This window comes from Xanthomonas sp. 3075 (assembly GCF_014197275.1).
Classification (GTDB): domain Bacteria; phylum Pseudomonadota; class Gammaproteobacteria; order Xanthomonadales; family Xanthomonadaceae; genus Xanthomonas; species Xanthomonas campestris_B.
Window position 1 is genome coordinate 1 of sequence record NZ_JACIFI010000012.1, and the last position, 25,103, is coordinate 25,103.

A 25,103-nucleotide genomic window follows, 5' to 3' on the forward strand; every position below is an offset into this window, starting at 1 on the left:
GTTCCCGTCAGCTTCGTCGTTTCCGTCGAAGCGAGCCGCCTAGTATAGCGGACTTTTTCTTACCGTCAACACCTTGTTTCCGAGGTGGTTGACGCTGCTTCGTTTCCACCCGAAGGTTTTCTGCGAAGCGAGCCGGCCATATTAGCAGGCTTTTCATCTCCGTCAACCCCTCGTGAAGAGGACGTTGCCGCCGCTGCACCTCAATCCGCCGTAGCGTCTTTCCGTGTAGCGAGCCGCCCATCATAGCCGGCTTTTGCGTTTCGTCAACACCTTGTGATGTTTCCGATTCGCCTCGTTCGTTGTTGCGATGCTTCGAGAAGCGCCGCCGTCCTGAGCGAGGTCGCGCAGTTTATCGAGCCTGCGCAGAAGTGCAAGCGTTTTTTGACACTGGCATGACACCGCCCTGCACGCATCCGCGAGGACCGATGCGACGCGCTAGTCCGACCTGGCGGCACTGCGCTCTCTCTCTATAAAGACACGCTATCCATCGCAAGTGCACAGGTATCGATCACCGGCGTGCTCGGTGAGAATGCATGCACTCGTTAGAGAGCTCACGATGCCTTCCTCCCGCACCCTCAGCCTGCTCCGCGATCTGTCCCTGCCCGCGATTGCCGCGGGCTTTGTCACGGTGTTGGTGAGCTTTGCCAGTTCTGCAGTGATCGTGTTCGAAGCGGCGCGGCATCTGGGTGCGGATCAGGCGCAGCTCGCCTCGTGGATGTGGGCGCTCGGGATCGGCATGGGCATGACCTGCATCGGCTTGTCGCTGCGCTATCGCGTGCCGGTGGTGACCGCGTGGTCCACGCCGGGGGCGGCGATGTTGATCGGCAGTGCGGCCGGGGTGCCGTTGCGCGAGGCGATGGGTGCCTTTGTGGTGGCTGCGGTGCTCGGCATGGTGGCCGGCTTCTCGGGAGTGTTCGAGCGGGCGATTCGGCGGATTCCGATCTCGCTGGCCTCGGGCATGCTGGCCGGGGTGTTGTTGCGCTTCGGGCTGGACCTGTTCGTGGCGATGAAGAGTCAGGTGCTGCTGGCGCTGGCGATGCTGGCGACTTATCTGGCCGGCCGACGCTGGTTTGCGCGTTACGCGGTGATTGCGACCTTGCTGGTCGGGGTGGCGATTGCGGCCGGCAGCGGGTCGATGCAGTGGCAGAGCATCCGGCTTGAACTGGCCCACCCGGTGTTGGTGGTGCCGTCGCTGTCGTGGGCGGCGTTGTTCGGACTGGCGATCCCGTTGTTCGTGGTCACCATGGCGTCGCAGAACGTGCCGGGCGTGGCGGTGATCCGCGCCTGCGGGTACGAGGTGCCGATCTCGCCGACGATCGGCTGGATCGGGGTGACCAATACGCTGTTGGCGCCGTTCGGCGGCTATGCGTTGAACCTGGCGGCGATCACGGCGGCGATCTGCATGGGCCGCGAGGCGCATGAGGACCCGGCGCGGCGTTACACCGCTGCGGTGAGCGCGGGCGTGTTCTATCTGCTGATCGGGGTATTCGGTGCGACCGTGGCGGCGGTGTTTGCGGCGTTCCCGCGCGAGCTGGTGATGGCGATCGCCGGGATCGCGTTGCTGGGCACGATCGGCAACAGCCTGGCGGCGGCGTTGCAGCAGGACAGCGCGCGCGAAGCGGCCTTGATCACCTTCCTGGTGACCGCATCGGGGCTGACGCTGGGCGGGATCGGTGCCTCGTTCTGGGGCTTGGTGGCCGGGACGATCGCCTTGTTGGTGGTGCGGCCACGGGCTTAGACAGTGCGCGCCATCTCATGGATGGAGTGCTTGCAGGATGACGTGAGCGGGACGTCGTGCCCGATCGCGCGACGCAATGCAGGCAGCAGGGCCGCGAGCGGCCTGCTGCGACTTGCACTCCGCGTGTCACCAAACACATCGCGTTGTGGTCGCCAGGCAAGGGGCATTCGGGCTGGTGGCACGGCCACCCGACCGTTGCGATGCCCCTGACCCCTGCCCGCTGAAAGGAAGGCGTCTCCACAGCGGCATCTTCTCCCTGCGGAGCAAGCAAGCCGCTGTGTTCCGGCCAGCGCTTATTCGGGATCGCGCAGCTGCAACAGCCAATGGGCGGTGACGCCGCTGGGGCTGGGCAAGGGTTCGAGGTGGAACTGGCGGTAGACCGGCGAACCATCCTGCGAACGCAATGGCAGGGTGACATAGGCGGCGCGCCCTTGCCGCAGCGCGTCTTCGAGCAATTCCACCTTGGTGCGGGAGGCATCGTTGGCCAACAAGGCCAGGATGTCGCAGCCGATCAGGTCGGCCACTTCGGTCTGACTGAGTTCGGCAAAGGCCGGGTTGACGAACATCAGGCGGTGCGCGGCACTGGTTGCGCCGCGTTCGATGATGGCCACACCGTCGCGCAGACGCGAGAGCGAGGCTTCGAGCAGGGTGAAATCCTGCTGGAAGCGCTTGCGCTCCATCAGTTCGATCAATACGCGCAGGCTGCGCGCCGATTCCAGGTGCAGTGGCGACCAGCGGCGCGCGCGGCCGCGCACGGTTTCCTGCCAGAGGTCGAAACTCTTGCGCGGCGACAGCCGCGAGTTGGGAATGTCCGCCAGTTTGGCCAGCTGCGGGTTGCCGGCCCATTTGACCTGCTGCACCTGCTCGCGGCGGGTCCACAGCAAAGCGCTACGCGATTGCGGCATCAGCGGGACGAAGATGAAGCCGGCCGCCAGCGGGGCGAGGTCGGCCAGGTGCGGGAACACGTCGCCGATCGCATCCACATGCAGGGCGCCGACCGCATCCTCGCGCAGGGCGTCGTGGTGTTCGGATTCGATGTGGTCGCGGATGCGCCGCAGCGCAGCGACATCGGGGGTGCTGCCATGCCGGCTGATCTCGTTGCCATGGAAGATCGCCACGCCGTCGGCATCGACCACGTCCATCAGGTCCGGCGCCATGTCGGCGAGCATTTCCACGGTCATCTGGTCGGCATCGTTGAAGTCGGTGATCAACTTCTCGCGCACGGTGAGCAGCACCGATTCCATGTGCGCACGCGCCACCGCCTGCAATGCGCCAATGCGCCCGGCCAGCGCGCGGGTCACCGCGTCGGTGGCATCGCGCATGGCATGGCTGGTGAAGTGCGGGCTGTAATGGTGGCAGGCGATCAATCCCCACAGCGCATCGTTGACGACGATCGAGGACACCAGCGTGGCGGTCACGCCCATGTTGGCCAGGTATTCCAGATGCACTGGCGACACGCTGCGCAGACTGACGTCGCTCAAATCCACCGGGGTGCCCAGGCGCGGATGCAGCGTGGGTTCGATCGGCGACGCCTGGTAACCGACATCGGCGATCTGACGCACGCGGTTGCGCAGGTACAGCGCGCGCGCCTGCGCCGGGATGTCGGTGGCCGGGTAATGCAGGCCGAGATAGGCGTCCAGGTCGGGTTGGCGCGCTTCGGCAATGACGTCGCCGTTCCACTCTTCGTCGAAGCGGTAAATCATCACCCGGTCGAAGCCAATCATGCTGCGCAGGCCCTTGGCGGCGCGCACGGCGGCTTCGGCGATGCCGGGATCGCGCTCGATGCTGCGCAACAGCGGCAGCGCTTCGCGCAGGGTGACGTCCATCAGGCGCGCGTCGCGCGGCTCCATCTCGATCAGCCATTGCTCCGGATACAGATGCCAGGCGGCAACCCAGGGGCGCTCGGTGGGGGCTGCGCGTAGCGGAAAGTGCACGTCGGCGTGCAGCAGGTGCTGCGGTTGGTCGTCGACCGCGAACGGCTGCTCGCCGGGCAGTTCCAGCACCTGGGTGTAGGACATGCCCAGCAGCTCGGCCAGCGGCACGCCGAGCAGCTCGGCGGCGGTGGTGCTGGCCTGCACGATGCGGCCGTCGGCCGGTTCGATCACCAGCAAGACGCCGTACGGCTGGATCAGGCCGGGAATATGGATCGGCTCACGTGCACAGACATCCATATCCAGGGGTTCGGTGGGCTGATTCACGGGCGCGGCTCCGCTGCAAGGCAGGTATGAAAGTGGGAAAACATGGCCTGCGCGCCGTCGATGGCGGCGTCGCGTGCGGAAGGAGTGGTCAGACGCTGGTCGAGCACGGCCTGGAAACGGCGCCAGCCGGCCGGATCATCGTCGGCCAGTTCGAAATAGCGCAAGGCGTCGGCCAGCGCGGGCTGCTGCTTGCGCAAGGTGCGCGCGATCATCCGCCCACCCAGTTGCGAGCCTTCGATGACGTACAGCATGCCCCAGCGCGCGGCATCGCTGCCGGCGGCGGGCGCTGCGATGGGCGCATCCGGTTGCTGGCCGAGCGTGCGCAGATCCTCGCCCAAGGCCGGCAGGCGGCGCCGGTAGTGCCAACCGGTGCCCACCAGGCTGCAGAGCCAGTCGTTCAACTGGTCTTCGAAGCCGGCCAGCAAGGCATGGTGGCGGCGCAGGATCTGCGCATAGGCAGCGCGATCGACCCGCCCCTGCCCCAACGCCTGCATCAGCGGGACCGTTTCGACCAGGCGATGGGTGTCCTGTGTGGCATGGCGCAACGCAAGCGCGGCCGATGGCGGAACAGCCAGGGTGTCAGGACACATAGGGAGTCGAGGCGGTGCCGCGGCACGGAGTGCACCAGCCTAGCAGTGCCCGCGCAAATCAGAAAAAGCGGGCGCGAGCACAAGCTGAATAGGTTGGCATCAGCCCGGTGCAGCGGGAGCGATGCCGGGGCCACGCCCTGCCCGCTTCCAGGCCATGACCCAGCCTGCGGCGAGCAGGAGGCCGGCCAGCAACCAGGGCGCACCCGGCAGATGCCAGGCCGCCCCGGCGCCGATAAACCAGGCAAAGACGTTGGCGAACAACAACGGGCCGGCGACGCCGGCCAGGCTGACCAGGCTGGTGAGCGCGCCTTGCACGCGGCCCTGCGCATCGGCGCCGACCTGGCGGGTGATCAGGGACTGCGCTGCCGGTGCGGCGATCGCCCAGAACGCGCTGATCGGCACGCCGATCAGGAACGCCGTGCCACTGTCGGCCAACCCGTAGATGACGAAACCGACCACCCCGCAGCCCAGACCCAGCAGCAGCGCGCGACGTTCGCCCAGCCAGCGCACCAGCCGGCCGACCAGCAGCGCGTTGACGATGATGCTGCACACGCCGACACCGGCCAGCACCCAGCTGACTTCACGCGGGCCCCAGCGATATTGGTAGCCGGCGAACAGCACGAAGATGCTGGGATAGACGTAATGGGCCAGATTGGCCAGGAACACCACCGAGGCCAGGCCGAACACCTGCGGATAGCCACGCAGCAGCTTGAGCGCGCCGAGCGGGTTGGCGTGCGACCAGTCCAGGCGTGGCGTGCGGCGTTCGGCGGGCAGCGATTCGGGCAGCACGCACCAGCCGTACAGCACGTTCAACAAGGCCAGCCCTGCGGCAAACCAGAACGGCCAGCGCAGGCCGATGCTGCCCAACCAGCCGCCGATCAATGGGCCGGCGACAAAGCCAATGCCGAACGCGGCGCCGAGCATGCCGAACGCGCCAGCGCGTTTATCGGCGGGGGTGACATCGGCGATGTAGGCATTGGCGGTGGAAAAGCTGGCCGAGCATACGCCGGAGATCACCCGCGCCAGCAGCAGCATCGGCAACGAGTGGGCCACGGCCATCAGGATGAAATCCAGCCCCAGGCCCAGGCACGAGAGCAGGATCACCGGGCGTCGGCCGAAGCGATCGGACAAGGCACCCTGCAGCGGCGAGCAGACGAACTGGATGGCCGCGAACAGGAAGCCAAACCAGCCGATCCAGCCGGCCGCCACGGCGTAGTCGCCACCGGTGAATTGCCGCACCAGATCCGGCAGCACCGGAATGATCACGCCGAACGCCAGCACGTCGATCAGCACGGTGATGAAGATGAAGATCAGCGCGGCGCGGCGCCGGCCCGTGGCGGGAGCGGGATCAGGAGAGAGGGGCATCGCGCGGCGCAGAGGAGCGAGGCGGCGAGTGTAGCGGGTGGGCTTGGGTGTGCGCGGCGCTGGGCCCTCATCCGCCCTTCGGGCACCTTCTCCCGCAGGCGGGAGAAGGGACGCGGGAGAAGGCGGGCGTGGAAGAGGTATGTGGTGTGCGGGCGTGGGGCGCTGGCGGCTGACGGCGAACAGCGAACAGCTGGCGGCTGACGGCTGACGGCTGACGGCTGACGGCTGGCGGCTGACGGCTGACGGCTGGCGGCGAACAGCGAACAGCTGACGGCTGACGGCAAATAGCAGGCGGCAGGCGGCAGGCGGCAGGCGGCAGGCGGCGGCAAGCGTGCGCTGGCAGTTACTCGATGCTGATGGTCTGGGTCAGCGTGTGGCTGGCGCCGGGTGCGAGTTCGATCACGTCCGGGCCGGCGTTGGCCGCTTCCAGGCAGACGTAGTCGCGCCAGCCCTCGCCCACGTCGGCCATCTTCTTGCCGGCCTCTTCGCCCGGGTTCCAGGCCACCAGCGAGCGGCTGCCCTGGGTGGCGATGACGATGCGCCGGCCGAGCACCGGATCGGTCAGGGTGTAGCGGCCGCCGGCGTTGGTGTAGATGCGGTCGCTGCGGCCGGGATCGCGTGGGTCGCGCAGGCTCCAGTCGCCCTGCTGGCGGTGGACGGTAGCGTAGTTCTCGTACTTGTCGAGATAGTCCAGCCCGTCCAGGCCCTGCACGCTGACCTTGAGCGCGTCGCCGACGCGGAAGTAGTTGTGCAGCGCCTGGGTGAACCGCACCGGCGTCTTGCTGGTGTTCTCGGTGATCAAACGTTGTTCGAGGGTGCGGCCGATGCGCAGGGTCATGTGCAGACGCAGGGCCAGGTCGTCGAAGGTCGGCGGCGTCAGGGTGAGCACCAGGGTGCCGTCGTCCTCGCGGCGGCTGTCGGTCAGCTGCCAGGGCACGGTGCGCACGAAACCGTGTGCGGGGACCTCGCCGGTCTGGTCCTGACGGCCGAAGTACGGCCAGCAGACCGGTGCGCCGCCGCGGATCGGGGTCGGCGGCTGCTTGGCGGTCGGCGACAGCCACATCACGTCCTGCCCGCCCTTGGGCACGAACGACAGCAGCTGGCCGCCGAACAGGCTGATGGCGGCGGTGGAGAACGGGGTGTCGATCAACAGCGAGGGAAAGCCGTGGAAGTCGCCTGTGCGCAGGCCAATGAGGTCGGACATGGGGGGGGCCTTCTGGACGATGGGGGATTGGGCGAATGCGGGATAGGCAGCCGGCAGCTTGAAGGCGGTGGCGCGGACGGCGGCCGCACCGGTGACCGGCGGGGCGGCGCGCAGGGCGGCGAGGATGCGTTGACCGGGGCGGCCATCGGCCGGTTGCAGGCCCAGGCGGGTCTGTTCGACCTGGATGGCACGGCGGCTGGCGGTGCCGATCATGCCGTCGGCCTCGCCGATCAGGTGGCCGCGAGCCAGCAGCAACTGCTGCAGTTCGCGCCGTTCGGGACGGCCCAGGCCGGGGTCGTCGGTGGGCCAGGCGGTGACCAGGCCAGGGCCGCCGCGCAGGCGGTCGGCGAGCAAGGCGATCGACAGCGCGTAGCTTTCGGCGGCGTTGTAGGCGTAGATCGCGTCGTAGTTGCGGAAGACCAGAAACGCCGGGCCGGTGGCGCCGGCCGGTAGCAACAGGGCGGCTGCGGTGTCGGCGGAGATACCGGTCGGCGCCAACGCCTTGCCGTCGGTGCCGAGCAGACCAGCGTTCTGCCAGGCCTGCAACGGTTGGCGCCGGGTGCGCCCGGCCTTGCTGGCATCGAAACCGGCGGGCAGGCGCACTTCCATGCCCCAGGGGCGGGCGCGTTCCCAGCCGGCCTTGACCAGATAGTTGGCAGTGGAGGCCAGCGCGTCGGGGATGCTGGCGACCAGATCGCGACGGCCGTCGCCATCCCCGTCCACCGCGATGCGCGTATAGGTCGAGGGCATGAACTGGGTCTGCCCGAAGGCGCCGGCCCAGGAGCCGGTCAGTTCCTGCGGGGACAGGTCACCGCGTTGCAACAGGCTGAGCAGCGCGAGGAATTCGCCGCGGAAGAACGGCTGGCGGCGGCCTGCGCACGACAGCGTGGCCAGCGACACCAGCAGCGGGCGCTTGCCGGTGACGCGACCGTAGTCGCTCTCCACCCCCCAGACCGCCACGATGGTGGCTGGATCGACGCCGGTCTGTTCGGACAGGCGGGTGAGCAAGTCGCGGTGGGTGACCAGCATGGCCTGGCCATCGGTGACGCGCTGGCTGTCGACCAGGCTGGCGAGGTAATCCCAGATCGGCGTGCTGAATTCGGGCTGCGCATCGAGCAGCGGCAACACGCTCGGGTCGGGCGCCAGGCCGGCGGTGAAACGCTGGAAGTTGGCGGCATCCACGCCCTTGGCGGCGGCCTGGGTCTGCAGCCCGGCCAGGCAGCGGTCGAAGACCGGGTCGGCGCTGGCGGCCAGCGGCACCAGTGCGATCAGTAGCGCGAAGGCACGCCGCAGCGGCGTCATGGCGTGGTGGCCGGCATATGGGCGAACGTCATGCGATGGGGCGCTCCTGCGGCAAGTCGAGCCGACGAGGATAGCCAACCTGGCTGGTTTCAGGCGTGCAGGGCGGCGATGCGCCCTTCCACTAGCTGCCGTCGCCGGTGATGCCGCTCAGCAGCGACAGGCCCGGCGCCGACGGGCCGACCTCGATCGGGCGGCGGCGCGCCCGGCGCGGACGGTCGTGGCGTGGACCGAACCAGATCATTGCGGTGGCAAGCAGCAGCGGCAGCACAATCGCAAACAGCGTGACTGTCAGCAACACCCAGTGCCAGAGATTGAGACTTGCCATGATCCGTGTCCGCCCTGACGGCGAGCTTCGCCGCGCGGCAAGCTTCCGGGATCGCCTGCGAACGTGGTGTCGAGAAGACGCGGCCGCGCATGCCGCTTGTCGGTCGCTTGTTCAATCCGGGCGACCTCGGCGCCTCCCCAATCCCCACGGCGGCGCTGCACGCCCGTTTGCACCCACACGTCCCCCCACGTTGGCCAGGGCGCAGCCGCGCGGTCACGGTGTCGACCATTGCAGGCCAGGCACTGCCTGACTGGAACAGCGCGGTATCACGGCACGCTTTTTTGTGGGCCAACGATGACGCCCACACTGTCTCGGGCCGACGCTCGGCCGGCGACGCCAATGCCGGCGGAGTGGGCGTGGGAGCGGACGTGGATCTGGATATCTTGGTCGGCATTCCAGGTGCGCGCCTGGGCGTCTCTACTGCGGGGTATTGCCGCAGCAGCGTCTTGCAAAAACCCATCGGCAGCACTGTCAATGTCCATCAACGTCCATGGCCTCTGGTTCCCGCAGCAGCGGGCCTGGGAGCAGACCTTCGCAAAAGGTGGGGGCGCGCCACGTTACGCTGCCTGATGCGCATGGAGAGCGGCGTGCGGCACGCTTGCAGCGCCGATGCGCCGGTCCACGCGACGCTGCGGTCGCTGAGCGCCTGGCGCTCAGCGTGCGTCGAGGTAATACCAGCGGCCGTCTTCGCGCACGAAGCGGCTGTGTTCGGTCATGCGCACCGCGCTGCCGCCGCCGATGCGGTAGCGGGCCAGGAACACCACCTCGGCGGTATCGGTGCCGGTGACAGTGGCGCGCTGCACGGTGAGGCCGAGCCAGGTGGTCCGGCCGCCTTCGTCCAGCGATAGCTCGGGCGGGCGTGTGGACGGGTGCCAACTGCTGAGCAGGTAGGCCACATCGCGGCGCACGTAGGCGCTGTAACGCGCACGCATCAGGGTTTCGGCATCGGCAGCGGCGGTGCCGGCGTGGTATTGCCCGCAGCATTGCGCGTACGCGCCAGCGCGGCCGCAGGGACAGGGATCGGTGGATGCAGGGTTCGCCATGCGGCAATTGTGCGCGATGGGATTGGGGATTGGGGATTGGGGATTGGGGATGCGGGATGCGGCTTGTACGCGTTATTGCAGGTCTGCAGGGGTTGCTTGGACGACCGATGCCGCGGTTTGTCATGGCGTTCTCCGGCAAGCGATGCGGGCTCGTTTTTTTTTGACAAGCTAAGGTCTGGTGTGGCGTTTGAGGCGGCGGATGACAGGCTGGTGCGGTTGCACGGCAGCAGGGCGTTGCCCCGTCCCCTCACCCCAACCCCTCTCCCGCACGCGGGAGAGGGGCTAGTGCGCGTGCAATCTCGAGGTTCCTACACCGGTGCGACATCCTGATTGCCCGGTGCGACATCCTGTTTCCCGGAGCAACGTCCCGACTCCCGCGCGTGCCAACTCCCCGCATGCGACCTCCCTTCTCCCGCGCATGCCGACTCCCGCATGCGACTTCCCTTCTCCCGCGCATGCCAACTCCCCGCATGCGACCTCCCTTCTCCCGCGCGTGCCGACTCACGCATGCGACTTCCCTTCTCCCGCGTGCGGGGGAAGGTGCCCGCAGGGCGGATGGGGGAAGGATGCCAGCAGTCGATCAAGGCGATGCCTCTCACGGCCGAGGGCGCTTCGGTATGGGCGCTTGCTGGTGCGCGCACGCGCGATCCGATGTGCCGATCATGGCTTCCGGCGTGGCGCAGGCAGCGACGTGTTCGCAGGCACCCCACCCTGCGCTGCGGTCGCGCCGGGTTGGTGCTGCGGCTATGCTGGCGCCCCCTCGTGCGGAGCGCCGCCTTGCTGGACCTGATTCCCACCGAATTGCCGTGGCTGCTCTGCATCGCCTTCGTTGCCGGGCTGGTGGATGCGGCGGTCGGTGGTGGCGGGTTGATCCAGTTGCCCGGCATGTTCGCCACCTTGCCGCAGCAGACACCGTCGCTGATCCTGGGCACCAACAAGTTCAGCGCCATGTTCGGCACCGGTGTGTCGGCGTGGCGCTATGCGCGCAACGTGCGCTTTCCATGGCGGCCGGTGCTGTACGCGACGGCGGCGGCCTTTACGTTTTCGTTTCTGGGCGCGACCGCCGTCAGCCTGATGCCCAAGCAGGCAGTGCGGCCGCTGATCCTGGCGCTGCTGATCGCGATGCTGATCTACACGTTGATCAAGAAGGATTTCGGTGCACTGCATCGGCCACGCGAGATCGGCCGGCGTGAGTTGGCCACCGCGCTGGCGATGGGCGCGGCGATCGGGTTCTACGACGGCTTCTTCGGGCCGGGCACCGGCAGCTTTTTGATCTTCCTGTTCATCCGCTTTTTCGGGCTGGATTTCCTGCGCGCCTCGGCCGCAGCCAAGGTGGTGAACCTGGCCACCAACCTGGCGGCGCTGTCGTTCTTTTTGCCCAGCGGCCAGGTGATGTTGGCGCTCGGCATTCCAATGGCGGTGGCGAATGTGGCCGGCGCCGTGGCCGGCACGCGGATGGCGCTGCGCGGCGGCACGCCGCTGATCCGCAAGTTGTTCCTGGTGCTGGTCATCGTGTTGATCGGCAAGATGGGCTGGGACCTGCTGCACTGAGCGTGCCTGCAGACACGCGTGGCTTGGGTTGACCGATGCCGTTGATTCCCGCTGGCCTGCGACCCGATCGGGTCGCCGCTCACTCGGCCAATGCGGCCTGGATGCGCGGCCAGGCATAGTCCCAGGCGATGCGCTCCTGCTCCAGGCGCGGGGAAGGACCGAACCGGCCGTCACGCAAGTCTGCATACAGGCGCTGTTCGTCGTCGCTGAGCGCCTCCAGGCGCTGGGCGCGGTGCTGCTTGCGTTCGTGCCCCCACAGCGCGCGCGGGGTGGCATGCAGGGTGGCCTGGTCCATCAGCAAGGCGATGGTGTGTGGCGCATGCGTGCGCAAGCGATGCAGGATCGCCAGGCCGTGGGTGTCGATGTCGCCCCAGTAGTACAGCGGCAACGCGCGCAGCCAGTCGATGCTGCGCACGTACTCGATGGCGTACCCGCGCGCCATCAGCACCACCGTGCCCGGCAGTGCTTCGCAGGCCAGACCGGTCTCGCGGTTCTCCACGATGAGCACGCGGCGCGCCGGCAGGCGTAGCGCGGCGATCTGCGCAATCGGTGCGGTGATGTCTTCCAACCCGCCTAGCTGCTGGCGCAGGGCTGGATCGAGCAATCGCAAACGCAGCCGATCCGGCGCGCTGCGCAGGCCGGACAGGCTGGCGAAGCTGCGTGGTTCGGCAATGCCGCGCAGGCTGGCAAGCCAGTCGGCGATCACCTTGCGGTGGGGGTCGATCCATTTGCTGTCGATGCCGGCGATGGGAAGCTGGCGCAGGAACAACCCGCTGTCGCGGTGCCGGTGCAGCCAATCGACCACGGCGACCAGCCGGGAGAAATCGGCATCGGGCCAGTCGGCCAGCAGATCGAATTGACGGCGTAGCCGCGCTGCCAGGGCGACCGCCTGCGGCCAGCGCGCCTGCAACGCCGCGCAACGTTCGCTGGCGCGCTCCCAGCGCGCGGCCTCGCCAAGCGCGGCGGCAACCTGGGCGGCATCGTCCAGCACCCAGGCGTGCGGCAGGCGTTGCGAGCCCAGTTGCGGCCAGGCCACATCGCGGTACTCCACCCGACCGGGCAGGCCGCTGCGGTTCCAGCTCTGCAGCCAGTGACCGAAGGCATCGAAGCGTGCGATGGCCTGCGCCTGGGTCGGCACCCGCAACCCAATCGGTTGCGGTTCGCCCTGCCCGATCAACCACTGCCCGCGTGCGCGCTGCCATTGTCCGCGCAAGGCCTGCAGTGCGGCGGCCGGCAGCAGCATCGGCGAGACGGCCGCCATCAGTGGGCGTTCGCGGCGGTGCGGCGTTGGCGCGCAGCCGCCACACGCGTGGGATCACCCGCTGCGGATACGCAGGCAGTGCACCTCTGGCCGGGCGCTCCCAAAGCGCAGTGCGGGCATCCAGCGCAGCTCATGCGGTGGAGGGTGGTGCGACGCCATCGTCGACAGACGGCTCGATCGGTGCCGCCGCTGCGGTTGCGCTACGCGAGCGCTCGGGCAGCTTGAGCCTGCGCGACTGTTGGTCGTATTCGATCAGCAATACGCCCGAATCGTGACGGCCGCTGATCTCGACAAAGCAGGCGCCGCCGATGAACGGCTCCAGCGTCATCACCGATTTCAGCGGCGTGGCCACCACCATCTGGAAACCGAAGTTCTCGAAGATGTTCATCGCCAGCGCAGTGAATTCGTTGTCGGCCTTGTCGAAGGCTTCGTCCAGCACCACGGCCGCATACCGCGGCAGTTCACCGTCCTCGCCGCCAAGCTGGTAGCGCAGCGCGGCGGCCAGACAGGTGGTTGCCAACTTCTGCCGCTGGCCGCCGGATTTGCCGGCGCCGCTGCGGTAGATCTCCACCTGCTGGCGGGTGGCCGCATCCAGTTCGACGCCGACGAACTCCACATGCAGGCGCACATCCAGCACCAGCTCGCGCCAGCGCCGGTCTTCGCCGTCGGCCGAGCCGAGCTTGCGCACCAGTTCGCGCAACACCGCGAACTGCTGTTCGGCCACGTCGCGCTGCTCGGTCTGGTGATGGCCGAGTACATCGCGCAGACGCTGATGGAAGTCGATCACCTCCGGCAGGCGGCGGTCGCTGAGTTCGATGGTCAGCAGCGTGCCGTGGTTGAACGGCACCTGCTCCAGGCTGGCATTGACCTCGTCCAGACGCTGGGCGATCGATTTGCGCGCCTCGGCGGTGTAGCGCTGCAAGGCGAGCAGATTGTTCTTGCTCTGGCTCTGCAACAGCTCGAAGAAACGCGCTTCGTGCTGGGGCAGGCCATCGCGCTGCAGGCGCTGCAGCCGCGCGAGGAAATCGTCGGCGCCGGACAGGCTGACGGTGAAGTCGCCGCTGTCTTCGGGCCAGTGCTGGCAATAGCGGCGAAAGCAGCCGAGCAGCAACTGTTCCAGCCGATTGTGCTCGCTGTCGCTGGCGCGTAGTTGCTCGGTCAGCGCGTTGTCGATGCTGCGGAACTGCGCATCCAGGTTGTCCAGGGTGAGCACGCCCAGGCCGGCCACGCGCTCGCTCAACCCCTGCTGCTGCAATGGCGTGATCACACGCTGATCTGCATCGGCACAGCCCAGCCGGGTTTTTTCCAGCCGCTCGCGTTCGCCCTCCAGCTTGGCGCGCTCCTTGCGCACGTCCTCGAACGTGCGCCTGGCCTGTTCCAGATCGCCGCGCGTGCGCTCGATCGCCTCACCCAGCGCACGCAGGTTGGCATCGCCTTCGCGCAGCTGACGCAAGGCGTTGGCGATATCGTCCAGCCGCTGCAGCGGCGCGGCCACATCGATCTCTTCCCAACCCAGGTTGGCCAGGGTGTGCTGGGCCAGGCGCCGGCTGCCATCGCGTTCGCGGCGCGCACGCAGCTCGGACACATCGGCATCGCAGGCGGCGATGCGTTGCGCCAGCGCGATGGCTTCGCGTTCGAACAGCGCCAGCTTGTCGCGGTTGTCGAAGCCCAGCAGCCAGCGCCGACGGTCGCCCACCGCATGGCGGTCGTCCTTTTCATAGCGCTCGCCCGGGTGCTTGACCTGGCCTTCGCGGGTGATCGCGCGCTCTGCGGTGCGCAAGGCATTGGCGTTGTCGACGCAGTCGTAGTCGAAGCGCTTGCCCAGCTCGCGGCGCAACCAGCCGGCGAACGGATGATCGCGCAGTTCCAGCTTGTGCAGCAGCGAGGCGCTGGCGGGTTCGCGCCCCGTCAGCGCCTGTTCGTTGTTGCGCACCCGGTAATAGACCAGGCGCGTGCCCAGATGGGTGCGATTGACCCAGTCGGCGACCTCGGCGTAATGCCGCTCGTCCACCAGCAGCGACTGCGCAAAGCCATGCAGCACGCGCTCGATGGCACCGCGCCAACTGGCGTCTTGCGCACGCACCTGGATCAACTCACCCACGAACGGCAACGCTGCCTCGGGCACGCCGGTCTCGGCACTCAGGCGCGCGCGCAGGCTTTGCATCGGCGCCGGAATATTGGAGGGGTTGCGGGTGAGCGCCTCGATCTCGGCGCGCACCTGCGCAAAGCGCTGGGTGTCCTCGCGCTTGCCGGCGATGCGCTCGCCGATCGCCTCGTCCAGTTCGGCCGCCAACCGCTGCCCGTCCTCCAGTGCGGCGCGCGCCTGTGCAGACTGCTCGGCAAAGCCATGCGCATTGTCGGCCAGCGTCTGGTCGAGCTGGCCGCAGGCCTGGTCGGCCTTGGCGCGCTTGGCGCTGCGGCGCGCAAGTTCGCCCTGCAGCTGGAGCTGCTCGCGTTCCAGCGCATCGATCCGCTCGCCCCCCTGGCTGCGCCGCTGGGCCTCCAGGTCGGACAAGCGTTGCTGGTGGTTGTCCAGCGCAGCGTGACGCTGGCCTTCCTCGCCAGCCAGTCCCTGATCGTGCACGTCCAGTGCGTGCAGGCGCGCATCCAGCAAGGCGAGCCGACGCTGCTCGCGGTAGGCATCGATGCCGAGCTTGAGCTCCTGCAGCTGCCCGCGCTGGCGCTGCACCTGTTGCAGCGCATCGTAGTGCGCGCGCGCCGGCAGCAGCGTTTCGACCTGACGCCGCGCCGTGACCACCGCCTGGTGTGCACCATCGAGCTCGGCAAAATCGCCCACCAACCGCTCGCAGGCGTCGAAGGTCTTGGGCTCTTCGAGCATGAACCCGCGCAGGAACACATTGAGATCGCCGAGATTTTTCGCCGACTGGGTCTTGTGCAGCAGCCGCAACGCCATCTCGTTGGCGATGCCCAGCTGATGACGGAAGCGCTCGGCATAGCCGGAGAAATTCTCGAAGTGGGCGATGCCGTCGCCCAGCCGCGCCTTGAGCTTGCGCAGATCCAGATCGAAGCCGGCCAGCTCGCTGGCGATATCGAAGCTGCGCTCGACCACCATGTAGTGCTTGCGCACGTCGGCTGCCGCCGCGCCGTTGCCGGCGATCCAGAACAGCCGCACCAGGCTGATCACTTGCCCCTCGCCATTGCGGTATTCCAGCACCAGCGCGGTCCAGGTGGCGCCCTTGCGCAGATACTGGGTGGCGATTTCGCCGGAGGCGCTGTCCTGCTGGTCGGCCCAGGCGCCACGCACATACGACACCAGGTTGCGATCGCGACCACTACGTTCGGCCTCGCGCGCAGCGGCGTTGAAATCGACCAGGCTGGGCGGGGTCAGCAGCGCCGACATCGCATCCAGCAAGGTCGATTTTCCCGACCCGGAACGGCCGACGAACAGAAAGCCCTTCTCGGCGATCGGCACGTCGGTCAGGCCGTTGAACGTGCCCCAGTTATGCACCTGCAGGCGGCGCATGCGGAACTGCTGCAGGCGCGGATCGGGCAGCGTCTCTGCGAACAGGCTGGAAGGCGTGGAAGAAGATTTCATTGCGACAGTTTAGGCCGTGTCATGCAGGTGAGCGCCGGTGGCGTGGGACTGGAACGTGCCGCTGCAACCGCCAGGGCCGCTGCGGCCGACCAACGGGCGTGCGCCGGCACGTGGCACGCTAGGACTCGCCCGCATCGCCCACGGTGCCGGGCTGCTCGCGCAACTGGCGATAGACCTGCGCCAGCGCGGAGACATCCTCGGCCGAGAACAGCAGCTTGAGCGTGGGCGAAACCTCGTAGCGATTGTCGTCGCCGCGCAGGCGGGTGAGCACGTGGTTGTCCTTCATTTTCTGGATGGCGTTGCCGACCCGGCGCATGAACCCGGCACGGTCGGTGGACAGGTTTTTTTCGTACACCGCCAACGCTTCGCTCAACGCTGCGTCCTCGACCACCGCACGCACGCCGCGCACATCGGCTTCGGCCAGTTGCTGGCGCAGATGCAGCAGCAATACCGAGTCTATGAAGGTCAGCGGCGAAGAGCGCAGCAGCACCGGCGCGTCCAGCTCGCCGGTCTCGGCCTGGCGGGTGAAGGCGACGCCGGCTTCGCGGTCCAGCACCAGCTCCAGGAACAGATCGGCCAGACTGCTGCGCACGGCCGCTTCGTGACGCAGCAACGCCGGCCACAACTTGCTGTGCCGCTGCACGTCCACGCTGGGTCCGCTGAGCAGCTGGCACAGGACGCGCCGGGCATCCAGCGCGAGCCGGCCGCTATCGCCGGGGAAAAGCGCCTGGCCGGTGTCAGCGTCGGTGACCGCACCCTCGTCGGCGTGGTCGGTGTGTTCCTGATCGTCTGCTGCGGCGTTGTCAGCCTGCCAATTCATTGCGTTTCTCCTGGCTGAACCACACTAACGGGATGCGTGCGCGACGCCACTGGCCATCGCCACCGCACCACTGCGCGATCTCGCTGTGTTGTGCATCGACCCGACCATGCCGCGTGCCCAGCGACAGATACCCGATCACGCTGCCCAGCCCCTGCTCGGCCTGCCGTTGCGCCAGCACCTGCGCGATGGACAGCTGCGCGTGATCGCCCAGCAGCTCGTACAGATCGCGGCGCAAACTGCGGAAATCGATCTCCGATTGCGCGACCAGATCGCCCACGCTGTCCAGCGAGATTGCCGCCGCGTCGTTGCGCTGGATGCTGCCATCGACCTGCGCCTGACGCGGATCGTGCAGCCGCCACTGCGACAACGAACGCAATCGGCTGGTGGTCAGGTTGAGGTCGCGCCCGATCGGGCGCTGCGCGCGCAGGTGGTCGCGCAGGCCGAGCGCTTCGGCCTGCGCCTGCTTGAGCAACTGGTTGAGTCGGCGCTGTTCCAGATAGCCGCGGCTCTGCACGAAACCGCGCAGGCTGCGGGCGAAATGCTGCATCACATCGTGCACCTGGCCGCCGCGTTCGAGCATGGTGCCGGTCAGCCCGCGCAGGAAGCTGCGCTCGCGGCGATCGAGCTTGCGCGCGAACGCGCGCGCCAGCACCGTCTCCAGCGCCGCATCCAGCTGCGCACTCTGTTCGGCATCGTTGAGCAAGCCCCAGAACGCCTGAAAACTGCGTCCGGCCTCGCTGTCGCCGATGACGTCCACACCTTCGAACAGCTTGGTCAACACATCGCCGCGCTCGCCCTCGTCGTCGATGATGCGCTCGCGAAACTGCCGGTTGAGTTGCTCGAAATCCTCGCGCACGCGGCGGAAATCCTCGGTCAGTTCGTCGGCCAGCGCGATGACCTGGCGTGCGCGCTCCAATGCGCGCTTGCCGTCCAGCGACGCGACCTTGCCGGCGGACACCCGCGCGATTTCTGCATCGATGCGATCGCGTTCGTCGCGCAGCGCCGACAGCCGGGCATCGGGATTGGTTTCGGTCAGTGCGGCCAGTTGCGACAGTTGCTGCATCACCAGCGCCAGGCGGCTTTCGGTGGCGGCGCCACGCGCATGCTCCAGGCCGTCGGCAAAGCGAATCGCCTGCAGGGCCTGTGCGGACAGTTCGTATTCCTCCTGCTGGGCGCCATCGGGCAGGCGCCGTTCCAGCCAGCCCTGGTTCAACCAATGCGCCACATAGGCCTGCGCGGTGCGCGGCAATTCGCGCGAGAGCTGATCGACATTGAGCTCGTCGAGCATGCGCTGCAGGCGCTCGTGCAGCACTGCCGCCGGCAGGCGGCGCTCGCTGTCCAGCAACAGCGTCTGCAGCAGACCGATGACCTCCGGCGCCTGGTCGGCGGCCAGCAATTTCCACAGCGGCTGCTCGCGCAGGGTGCGATAGCGGGCAATGCGGGCACGGTGTTTCATGGCGGTGTGCGGCGGTCAGCAACATCGATCACCGGCGGCATGATCGCAGGCGCGGCGGACATGCGGACACGCGCCTGGCACAAGCCAGAGCGCATCGGCGCGGCTGTACGCCGCGTCGGCGGGCATTGCACGTTGCGCCGTGGTGCTTGTGCCATGCCGGACTTGCCAGGCAGGCCGTTAAACGTTGCTTGTTCCACCGAGTAGATCTGCATGCGGCTCCTTGCAGGCGACGGTCATGGTGCGGTTTCGACCCAATCTATCAGCCGCCAACACGCCATGAATGCCTCAACGCTTGCCGCCCACTTCGATGAACTGCAGGAACTCGGCGCGGGTGCGCGCGTCTTCGCGGAAGCTGCCGAGCATCTTGGAGGTCACCATGCTGACGCCGCGCTTGTGGATGCCGCGCGTGGTCATGCACTCGTGCGAGCCTTCCACCACTACACCCACGCCGCGCGGTTGCAGTACGTCCTGGATGCACTGGGCGATCTGCGCGGTCATCTTCTCCTGCACCTGGAAGCGGCGCGCGTAGCTTTCCACCACGCGGGCCAGCTTGCTGATGCCCACCACCTTGCCGCTCGGCAGGTAGCCCACGTGCACCTTGCCGATGATCGGCGCCATGTGGTGCTCGCAATGGCTTTCGTAGGAGATGTCGCGCAGCACGATCAGCTCGTCGTAGCCGGCGACTTCTTCGAAGGTGCGTTCCAGGTATTCGCGCGGTTCTTCGCGGTAGCCGCTGAACCAGTCGCCATAGGCTTCGGCGACCCGGCGCGGGGTGTCCAGCAGGCCCTCGCGGGCTGGGTCCTCGCCGGCCCAGCGCAACAGGGTGCGCACGGCGTCTTCGGCCTGGGCCTGGGTGACGGAAGAATCGGGCTGGTCGGACTGGCTCATGCGCAGGTGCACCCAAAGGGGGCGAGCATGGTACCCGAGGACGGGCCGGCCGCCCCAGTGGCGGTTGCGGCCGCTGCCACGGGTTCAGTGACTATTGATTCATTATTGAATTGATAGGATGCTATCTATTATGACGAACAACAGTCCTTCCCCGCGTGCCCAGGTCAGCTCCGGCCTGCTGGTCGCCGCCCGCCAATGGCAGCGGCTGGCCGACCAGGCATTCGCCGACGTCGGGCTGTCCAGTGCCTGTACCGGGCCGCTGCTGACGATCGGCCGCTCCGGCGGTGGCATCCGCCAGGTGGCACTGGCCCAGCAACTGGGGATGGAAGGCCCGTCGCTGGTGCGGCTGCTGGACAAGCTGGCGGCCCAGGGGCTGGTCCGCCGCGAGGCCGACAGCAGCGACCGCCGCGCCAATCAGCTATGGCTGACCGACGCAGGCCAGGCGCTGGTCGGGCAGATCGAGGTGCGCCTGGACGCGCTGCGCGCCGAGGTGTTTGGCGCACTCAGCCAAACGCAGGTGGAGACGGTGCTGACGTTGTGGGAACAGATCGCGCAGGCGCATGCGCGGCTGGGTCAGTCCGACTGAGTCAGTGGGAAGGCGTCGCCCTGCGACGCGTGTAGTGCCTTGCCGATGTCCTGACGCGCGCGCTGCGCTGCGCCGGGCGTCGTTGTTTTCTCTTACCCAGGATGTGCCCGATGTACGGCGAATTCAGTCTCTACGGTGTGTTCGTTCCCACCTTGCTGGCGTTGATGACGCTGGCCTATCTGCTCAACAGCGCCATCGGCGCGCTGCTGACCCGCGCCGGCGCGTACCGCCACATCTGGCACCCGGCGCTGTTCAACCTGGCGCTGTACATCGCGCTGCTGGGCGGCCTGTTTTTCCTTACCCGTTGGATGCAATCGTGAAAAAGCTGATCAAGACCGCGGGGCCGGCGCTGCTGACCCTGGCGATGGTGGTGGTGGCTGCCGTGGTACTGCAGCACCTGTGGCGTTACTACATGGAGGCGCCGTGGACGCGCGATGCGCACGTGGGCGCCGATGTGGTGCAGGTGGCGCCGGATGTGTCCGGGCTGGTGGAATCGGTGGCGGTGGACGACAACCAGGCGGTCACGCGCGGCCAGCTGCTGTTCGTGGTGGACCGCGCGCGCTATGCGATCGCGCTGGAACAGGCGCGCGCCGCGCTGGCCGAGCGCCAGGCCACGTTGAGCCAGTTGCGCCGCGAGATCGCGCGCGACCGCAGCCTGCAGGACCTGGTCGCCGCCGAGGATGCCGAGGTGCGCCGCTCCAATGTGCAAAAGGCGCAGGCCGCCGTGGCCACTGCGCAATCGGCGGTGGACCTGGCCCAGCTCAATCTGGACCGTACGCAAGTGCGCAGCCCCGCCGATGGCCATGTCAGCGACCGCACCGTGCGCGTGGGCGATTACGTCAGCGCCGGGCGCCCGGTGGTGGCGGTGCTGGATACCGGTTCGTTCCGCGTCGATGGCTATTTCGAAGAGACCCGCCTGCATGGCGTGCATGCCGGCCAGCGCGTGGACGTGCACCTGATGGGCGAGCCGGTCACGCTGCACGGGCATGTGCAGAGCATCGCCGCCGGCATCGAGGACCGCTACCGCAGCGGCAGCGCCGGCGCGTTGCCCAATGTCACTCCGGCGTTCGACTGGGTGCGGCTGGCGCAGCGCATCCCGGTGCGCATCGTGCTGGACCAGGTGCCCACGCACGTGCAGCTGATTGCCGGGCGCACCGCCACGGTGACCATCCTGCCGGACGCCGTGCGCCCTGCTCCGGCCAGCGCGCCTGCCCGCGTGCAGGCGAAGGCCGCGCCATGAACCGCGCTGCGTTACGCCCTGTGTCCCTGGCCGCACTGCTGGTCGCGCTAAGTGCGTGCAGCACGGTCGGCCCGAACTACGCCGTGCCGGACGATTCGGCCTACCAGCGGCCAACCGCCAACGCCGCGTTTCTCGACACCGGCAACGCCCAGGTGCGCCCCGGCGCAGCGCTGCCGGCACGCTGGTGGGCGCTGTATCAGGACCCGATGCTGGATGGCTTGATCGAACAGGCCTTGCGCGACAACGTCGAGTTGAAGGTCGCCGGTGCCAACCTGCGCCGCGCCGCCGCGGTGTACGAACAGGCGCTGGACGCGGGCGGTTTCGACTACGAAGTGGACGCCGGCGTCAGCCGCGCGCAGGTCTCGGCCGAGGCGTTCCTGCAGCAGGAAAAGCTGCCGGTGTTCAACCTGGCCGATGGCGAGCTCGGGGTGTCGTACCAGTTCGACCTGTTCGGCAAGCTGCAACGTGGTGCCGAGGCCGCGCAGGCCGATACGCAAGTCGCCCAGGCCGCGATCGATCTGGCCCGCGTCAACGTGGCCGCGCAGGTCGCCGGCAGCTATGTGGAGATCTGCCACGCCAACCACGAGCTGCATGTGGCCGAGCAGTCGTTGCAATTGCAGCAGCGCAGCCGCGAGATCACCCAACGCTTGATCGCCGCCGGACGCGGCACGCCACCGGATCTGGCCCGCGCCACCGCGCAGGTGGCGATGCTGGGAGCGGCGCTGCCGCCGCTGCGGGCGCGTCGCCAGGCGGCCGGTTACCAACTGGCTGCGCTGCTCGGCAAGACGCCCGGCGAGGTGCCGGCCGGCGTGGACAGCTGTGCGCATGCGCCGGCCTTGCAGCAACCGATTCCGATCGGCGATGGCCGCGCGCTGCTGGCGCGTCGCCCGGATGTGCGCCAGGCCGAACGTCGGCTGGCGGCAGCCACCGCACGCATCGGCGTGGCCACTGCCGAGTTGTATCCGGAGATCCGTCTGGGCGGTTCGATCGGTGCCACCGGCCTGCTGGCCGATTTCGGCGAGCAGGCCACGCATGCCTGGTCGTTCGGCCCGCTGATCTCGTGGACGCTGCCCTCCAGCGGTGCCCGTGCACGCATCCGCGCCACCGAAGCCGGCGCCGACGCTGCGCTGGCACAGTTCGACAACACCGTGCTGCAGGCCTTGCGCGAGGTGCAGACCACGCTCTCGCGTTACGCGCAGGATCTGGACCGCCTGCATCTGCTGGAACAGGCGCAGCAACAAGCCGACCTGGCATCGGCGCAGAACCGGCGCCTGTATCAAGGCGGGCGCACGCCGTATCTGTCCAGCCTGGATGCCGAGCGCACGCTGGCCACCGCCGACATGACGCTGGCCAATGCGCAGGCGCAGGTCTCGCAGGATCAACTGCAGCTGTTCCTCGCGTTGGGTGGCGGTTGGGAAACCACGGCCGACCACACCGACCCGACGGCCACGCGATGAGTGCGCTGCTGCGCGACCGCCAGGCCTGGCTGTTTTCGGCCAAGACCTTCGCCGCGTCGATTGCGGCGTTGTACGTGGGGCTGGCCGGTAATCTGTCGCGACCGTACTGGGCGATGGCCACGGTCTATATCGTCTCGCAGCCGTTGCTCGGTCCCACCCGCGCCAAGGGCGTGTACCGCGTGCTCGGCACCTTGCTGGCCGGCGCGGCGACCCTGGTGATGTTGCCGAACCTGGTGGAGACTCCGCTGCTGCTGAGTGCGGCGATGGCGCTGTGGCTGTCGGCCTGCCTGTTCCTGGCGCTGCTCAATCGTGGCCCGCGCGGTTACGCGTTCTTGTTGGCCGGCTATACCACGGCGTTCATTGGCTTTCCTGCGGTCACAGCGCCCGAAGGCATCTTCGACACCGTGGTGGCCCGCAGCGAGGAGATCATTCTCGGCACGGTGATGGCGGTGCTGTTCGCCGCGCTGGTGTTTCCCGCCTCGGTCAAGCCGATGCTCACCGCGCGCATTGGCAACTGGATGCAGGACGCCGCGCAATGGTGTCGGCAGGTGTTGCAGCGCGGTCCATCGCAGGCACCGCGCAATCGGCTGGCCGCCGACCTGGTGCAGTTCGAAGCCTTGATCGCCTTCGTGCGCCACGACGACCCGCGCCATGCCGGTGCCGTCCCCGCGCTGGAACAGCTGCACGCACGCATGCTGATGCTGTTGCCGGTGCTGTCGTCGATGGCCGATCGGCTGGATGGGTTGCAGCGCGATGGGTCTGCGTTGCCGCTTGAAACGGCCACGCTGCTGGAGGACGTCGCGGCCTGGGTGGATCGGGGCGAGGATGCACGCAGCGATGCGGACGTCGACGCCTTACGTGGACGCATCGCCGCACTGCGCCCGGTGGTCGATCAGGACATCGAGCATCTGCTGCTGGCGAGCCTGCTGCTGCGGCTGGAAGCGTTGCTTGATCTCTGGCAGGACTGCCGCGTGCTGCAGCAGGCCTTGGTGCAAGGTGCGGCGACGCCTGCGCTGCGTGCCTCGCCCGCGGTCGCGATACAACCTGCAACCGCGGGATCACCCGAGCGAACTGAGGCCACGCAAGGCGCGCGCGCCCCGCGTTCGCGCACGCAGTCGTCGTTGCTGCAGCGCCTGGGCTGGTCACAACGCGATGCTGCAACGGCGGCGTCATCCACGCAGGTCAACCAGGCGCTGGAAGAACCCGCTGCACGTTCGCGCATGCAGTCCACGCTTCTGCAAGGTCTCGTCGGGTCACGACCGCAGACAACCGATGCGCCTGCGAGTACCACCCGCCATCTTGATTTCGGCATGGCCGCGTTTTCCGCGCTGAGCGCGGGTTTCGCACTGATGGCGTACTGCGTGCTGTGGATCGGCATCGGTTGGGAAGGCGGCGGCAACGGCGCGATGATGGCTGCGGTCACTGCCGCGTTCTTCGCCGCGCAGGACGACCCGGCGCCAAGCATGCTGTCGTTCCTGACCTGGGCGGTGGTGGCCAGCGTGGTCGCCGGCATCTATCTGTTCGGCATCTTCCCGGCCATCCACGATTTCCCGCTGCTGGTCGTGGTGCTGGCGGCGGTGTTCCTGCCGATCGGCGCGTTGCTGCACCGCCCCAAGACCATGCTGATCGCACTGCCGCTGGTGGTGAATCTCACCGCGTTGCTGAGTTTGCAGAACACCTACAACGCCAACATCCAGAGCTTCGTCAATGCAGCGGTGGCGATGGTGGTGGGCATTGGATTTGCGGTGGTGCTGACGCGGCTGTTTCGCTCGGTCGGCGCCGAATGGAGCGCGCGCCGGTTGGTGCGCCAGGGCTGGCGCACACTGGCCGATGCCGCCGAAGGCCACGGCATGCAGGATCGCCAGCACTTTGCCGCGCGCATGCTGGATCTGCTGGGCCTGCTCGCACCACGGCTGGCATTGACGCCGGAAGGCAGCGATCTGGCCTCGGTGGATATGCTCAACGAGGTGCGTGTGGGCTTGAACATCCTGCAACTGCGCAGCGCGCGACATGGTTTGCCGCAGACCAGTAAGGATGCGGTGGACGCGATCCTGTGCGAGGTTGCGGCGCACTACCGGCAGCAGATTGCGCAGCAGCGGCCGTTGCCTGGGCCGGATGCGCTGCGTGATCGTCTGGACGCCTCGCTTGCGCGCGTTGGCACGGTGCCGGCGGGGACGCATCGCGATGACGCGCTGCTGGGTTTGATCGGGCTGCGTGACAGCGTGTTTGCAGCGGCGGCGCCGCGCGCCCCCCATGGAAACCCCGGTACTCAGCCGCCTGTAGCCGCTCTCCCTGCGGGGTGATGAGGCCGTGCTTGCGCGCCACTGGCGCGCGTGCCTTGCAGCGCCCGCACTGCTGGCGCGGGCTGGGGTGAGGGGACGGTGCAGCAATGCACGAGGCAGCATCGATGCGTCACCTCAGCGGCGCGTGGCGACGCGTTCACCAGGGCTGGCATGCCAGTTACCTGAGGCGCTCCCTCATCCGCCCATCGGGCCCCTCCTCCCGCAGGGAGAAGGGAATGGC

At 67.9% G+C, this 25,103-nt stretch carries 18 protein-coding genes; 7 read left to right on the forward strand and 11 right to left on the reverse strand.

The genetic code is table 11. The features are described from left to right. Positions 1 to 556: 556 nt before the first annotated feature. The gene (locus GGR62_RS12495) at positions 557 to 1,738 is read left to right on the forward strand and encodes a benzoate/H(+) symporter BenE family transporter (RefSeq protein WP_184408216.1); all 1,182 of its coding nucleotides are present in this window, start codon (positions 557 to 559) and stop codon (positions 1,736 to 1,738) included. A 293-nt stretch (positions 1,739 to 2,031) separates the two neighbouring features. Here the strand turns inward: GGR62_RS12495 and bphP are convergent, their stop codons facing one another. The 6 genes from bphP to GGR62_RS12525 form a co-directional block, all read right to left on the reverse strand. Beyond that, a complete protein-coding gene (gene bphP / locus GGR62_RS12500) occupies positions 2,032 to 3,936 on the reverse strand; it encodes a bacteriophytochrome BphP (RefSeq protein ID WP_184408217.1) in 1,905 nt (634 codons plus the stop codon). Continuing rightward, positions 3,933 to 4,526 carry a biliverdin-producing heme oxygenase gene (locus tag GGR62_RS12505; protein WP_184408218.1) on the reverse strand — a complete coding sequence of 198 codons (594 nt, stop codon included), beginning with the start codon at positions 4,524 to 4,526 and terminating at the stop codon, positions 3,933 to 3,935. Before GGR62_RS12505 ends, bphP begins: the two co-directional genes overlap by 4 nt. A 99-nt stretch (positions 4,527 to 4,625) precedes the next feature. After that, the gene (locus tag GGR62_RS12510; protein ID WP_184408219.1) at positions 4,626 to 5,891 is read right to left on the reverse strand and encodes a TCR/Tet family MFS transporter; all 1,266 of its coding nucleotides are present in this window, start codon (positions 5,889 to 5,891) and stop codon (positions 4,626 to 4,628) included. Between the two features lie 343 nt (positions 5,892 to 6,234). Next, entirely contained in the window at positions 6,235 to 8,397 is a 2,163-nt protein-coding gene (locus GGR62_RS12515) for a lytic murein transglycosylase (RefSeq protein ID WP_184408220.1), read from the reverse strand. Positions 8,398 to 8,518: 121 nt separating this feature from the next. Then, positions 8,519 to 8,722: a hypothetical protein gene (locus tag GGR62_RS12520; protein ID WP_184408221.1), complete on the reverse strand. Its 204-nt coding sequence runs from the start codon at positions 8,720 to 8,722 to the stop codon at positions 8,519 to 8,521. A 653-nt stretch (positions 8,723 to 9,375) separates the two neighbouring features. Then, positions 9,376 to 9,765 carry a YchJ family metal-binding protein gene (locus tag GGR62_RS12525; RefSeq protein WP_184408222.1) on the reverse strand — a complete coding sequence of 130 codons (390 nt, stop codon included), beginning with the start codon at positions 9,763 to 9,765 and terminating at the stop codon, positions 9,376 to 9,378. 777 nt (positions 9,766 to 10,542) lie between these two features. On the opposite strand from GGR62_RS12525, the gene GGR62_RS12530 reads away from it, so the two are divergent. Beyond that, positions 10,543 to 11,316 carry a TSUP family transporter gene (locus GGR62_RS12530; RefSeq protein WP_184408223.1) on the forward strand — a complete coding sequence of 258 codons (774 nt, stop codon included), beginning with the start codon at positions 10,543 to 10,545 and terminating at the stop codon, positions 11,314 to 11,316. A 79-nt stretch (positions 11,317 to 11,395) separates the two neighbouring features. Here GGR62_RS12530 and GGR62_RS12535 read toward each other — a convergent pair whose 3' ends face one another. From GGR62_RS12535 to folE, 5 genes are all read right to left on the reverse strand, one after another. Then, a complete protein-coding gene (locus GGR62_RS12535; protein ID WP_184408224.1) occupies positions 11,396 to 12,577 on the reverse strand; it encodes a DUF3322 and DUF2220 domain-containing protein in 1,182 nt (393 codons plus the stop codon). Positions 12,578 to 12,707: 130 nt separating this feature from the next. Further along, positions 12,708 to 16,133 carry an SbcC/MukB-like Walker B domain-containing protein gene (locus GGR62_RS12540; protein ID WP_184408225.1) on the reverse strand — a complete coding sequence of 1,142 codons (3,426 nt, stop codon included), beginning with the start codon at positions 16,131 to 16,133 and terminating at the stop codon, positions 12,708 to 12,710. A 118-nt stretch (positions 16,134 to 16,251) separates the two neighbouring features. After that, complete coding sequence (locus GGR62_RS12545) at positions 16,252 to 16,953, reverse strand: DUF4194 domain-containing protein (protein WP_184408226.1); 702 nt, start codon at positions 16,951 to 16,953, stop codon at positions 16,252 to 16,254. Then, positions 16,937 to 18,409: a DUF3375 domain-containing protein gene (locus tag GGR62_RS12550; RefSeq protein ID WP_184408227.1), complete on the reverse strand. Its 1,473-nt coding sequence runs from the start codon at positions 18,407 to 18,409 to the stop codon at positions 16,937 to 16,939. The genes GGR62_RS12545 and GGR62_RS12550 overlap by 17 nt, the downstream gene beginning before the upstream one ends. Before the next feature lie 285 nt (positions 18,410 to 18,694). After that, on the reverse strand, positions 18,695 to 19,297 hold the full coding sequence (gene folE, locus GGR62_RS12555; RefSeq protein WP_184408228.1) for a GTP cyclohydrolase I FolE: 603 nt from the start codon (positions 19,295 to 19,297) through the stop codon (positions 18,695 to 18,697). 130 nt (positions 19,298 to 19,427) lie between these two features. Between folE and GGR62_RS12560 the strand changes: the two genes are divergently transcribed. The 5 genes from GGR62_RS12560 (at position 19,428) to GGR62_RS12580 (ending at position 24,883) form a co-directional block, all read left to right on the forward strand. Then, a complete protein-coding gene (locus GGR62_RS12560) occupies positions 19,428 to 19,883 on the forward strand; it encodes a MarR family transcriptional regulator (RefSeq protein ID WP_184408229.1) in 456 nt (151 codons plus the stop codon). 101 nt (positions 19,884 to 19,984) lie between these two features. Further along, a complete protein-coding gene (locus tag GGR62_RS12565) occupies positions 19,985 to 20,203 on the forward strand; it encodes a DUF1656 domain-containing protein (protein ID WP_184408230.1) in 219 nt (72 codons plus the stop codon). After that, positions 20,200 to 21,123: an efflux RND transporter periplasmic adaptor subunit gene (locus GGR62_RS12570; protein ID WP_184408231.1), complete on the forward strand. Its 924-nt coding sequence runs from the start codon at positions 20,200 to 20,202 to the stop codon at positions 21,121 to 21,123. The genes GGR62_RS12565 and GGR62_RS12570 overlap by 4 nt, the downstream gene beginning before the upstream one ends. After that, entirely contained in the window at positions 21,120 to 22,580 is a 1,461-nt protein-coding gene (locus tag GGR62_RS12575) for an efflux transporter outer membrane subunit (RefSeq protein ID WP_184408232.1), read from the forward strand. Before GGR62_RS12570 ends, GGR62_RS12575 begins: the two co-directional genes overlap by 4 nt. Beyond that, positions 22,577 to 24,883, forward strand: coding sequence for an FUSC family protein (locus GGR62_RS12580; RefSeq protein WP_184408233.1), 2,307 nt, complete (start codon positions 22,577 to 22,579; stop codon positions 24,881 to 24,883). Before GGR62_RS12575 ends, GGR62_RS12580 begins: the two co-directional genes overlap by 4 nt. Positions 24,884 to 25,103 lie beyond the last annotated feature (220 nt).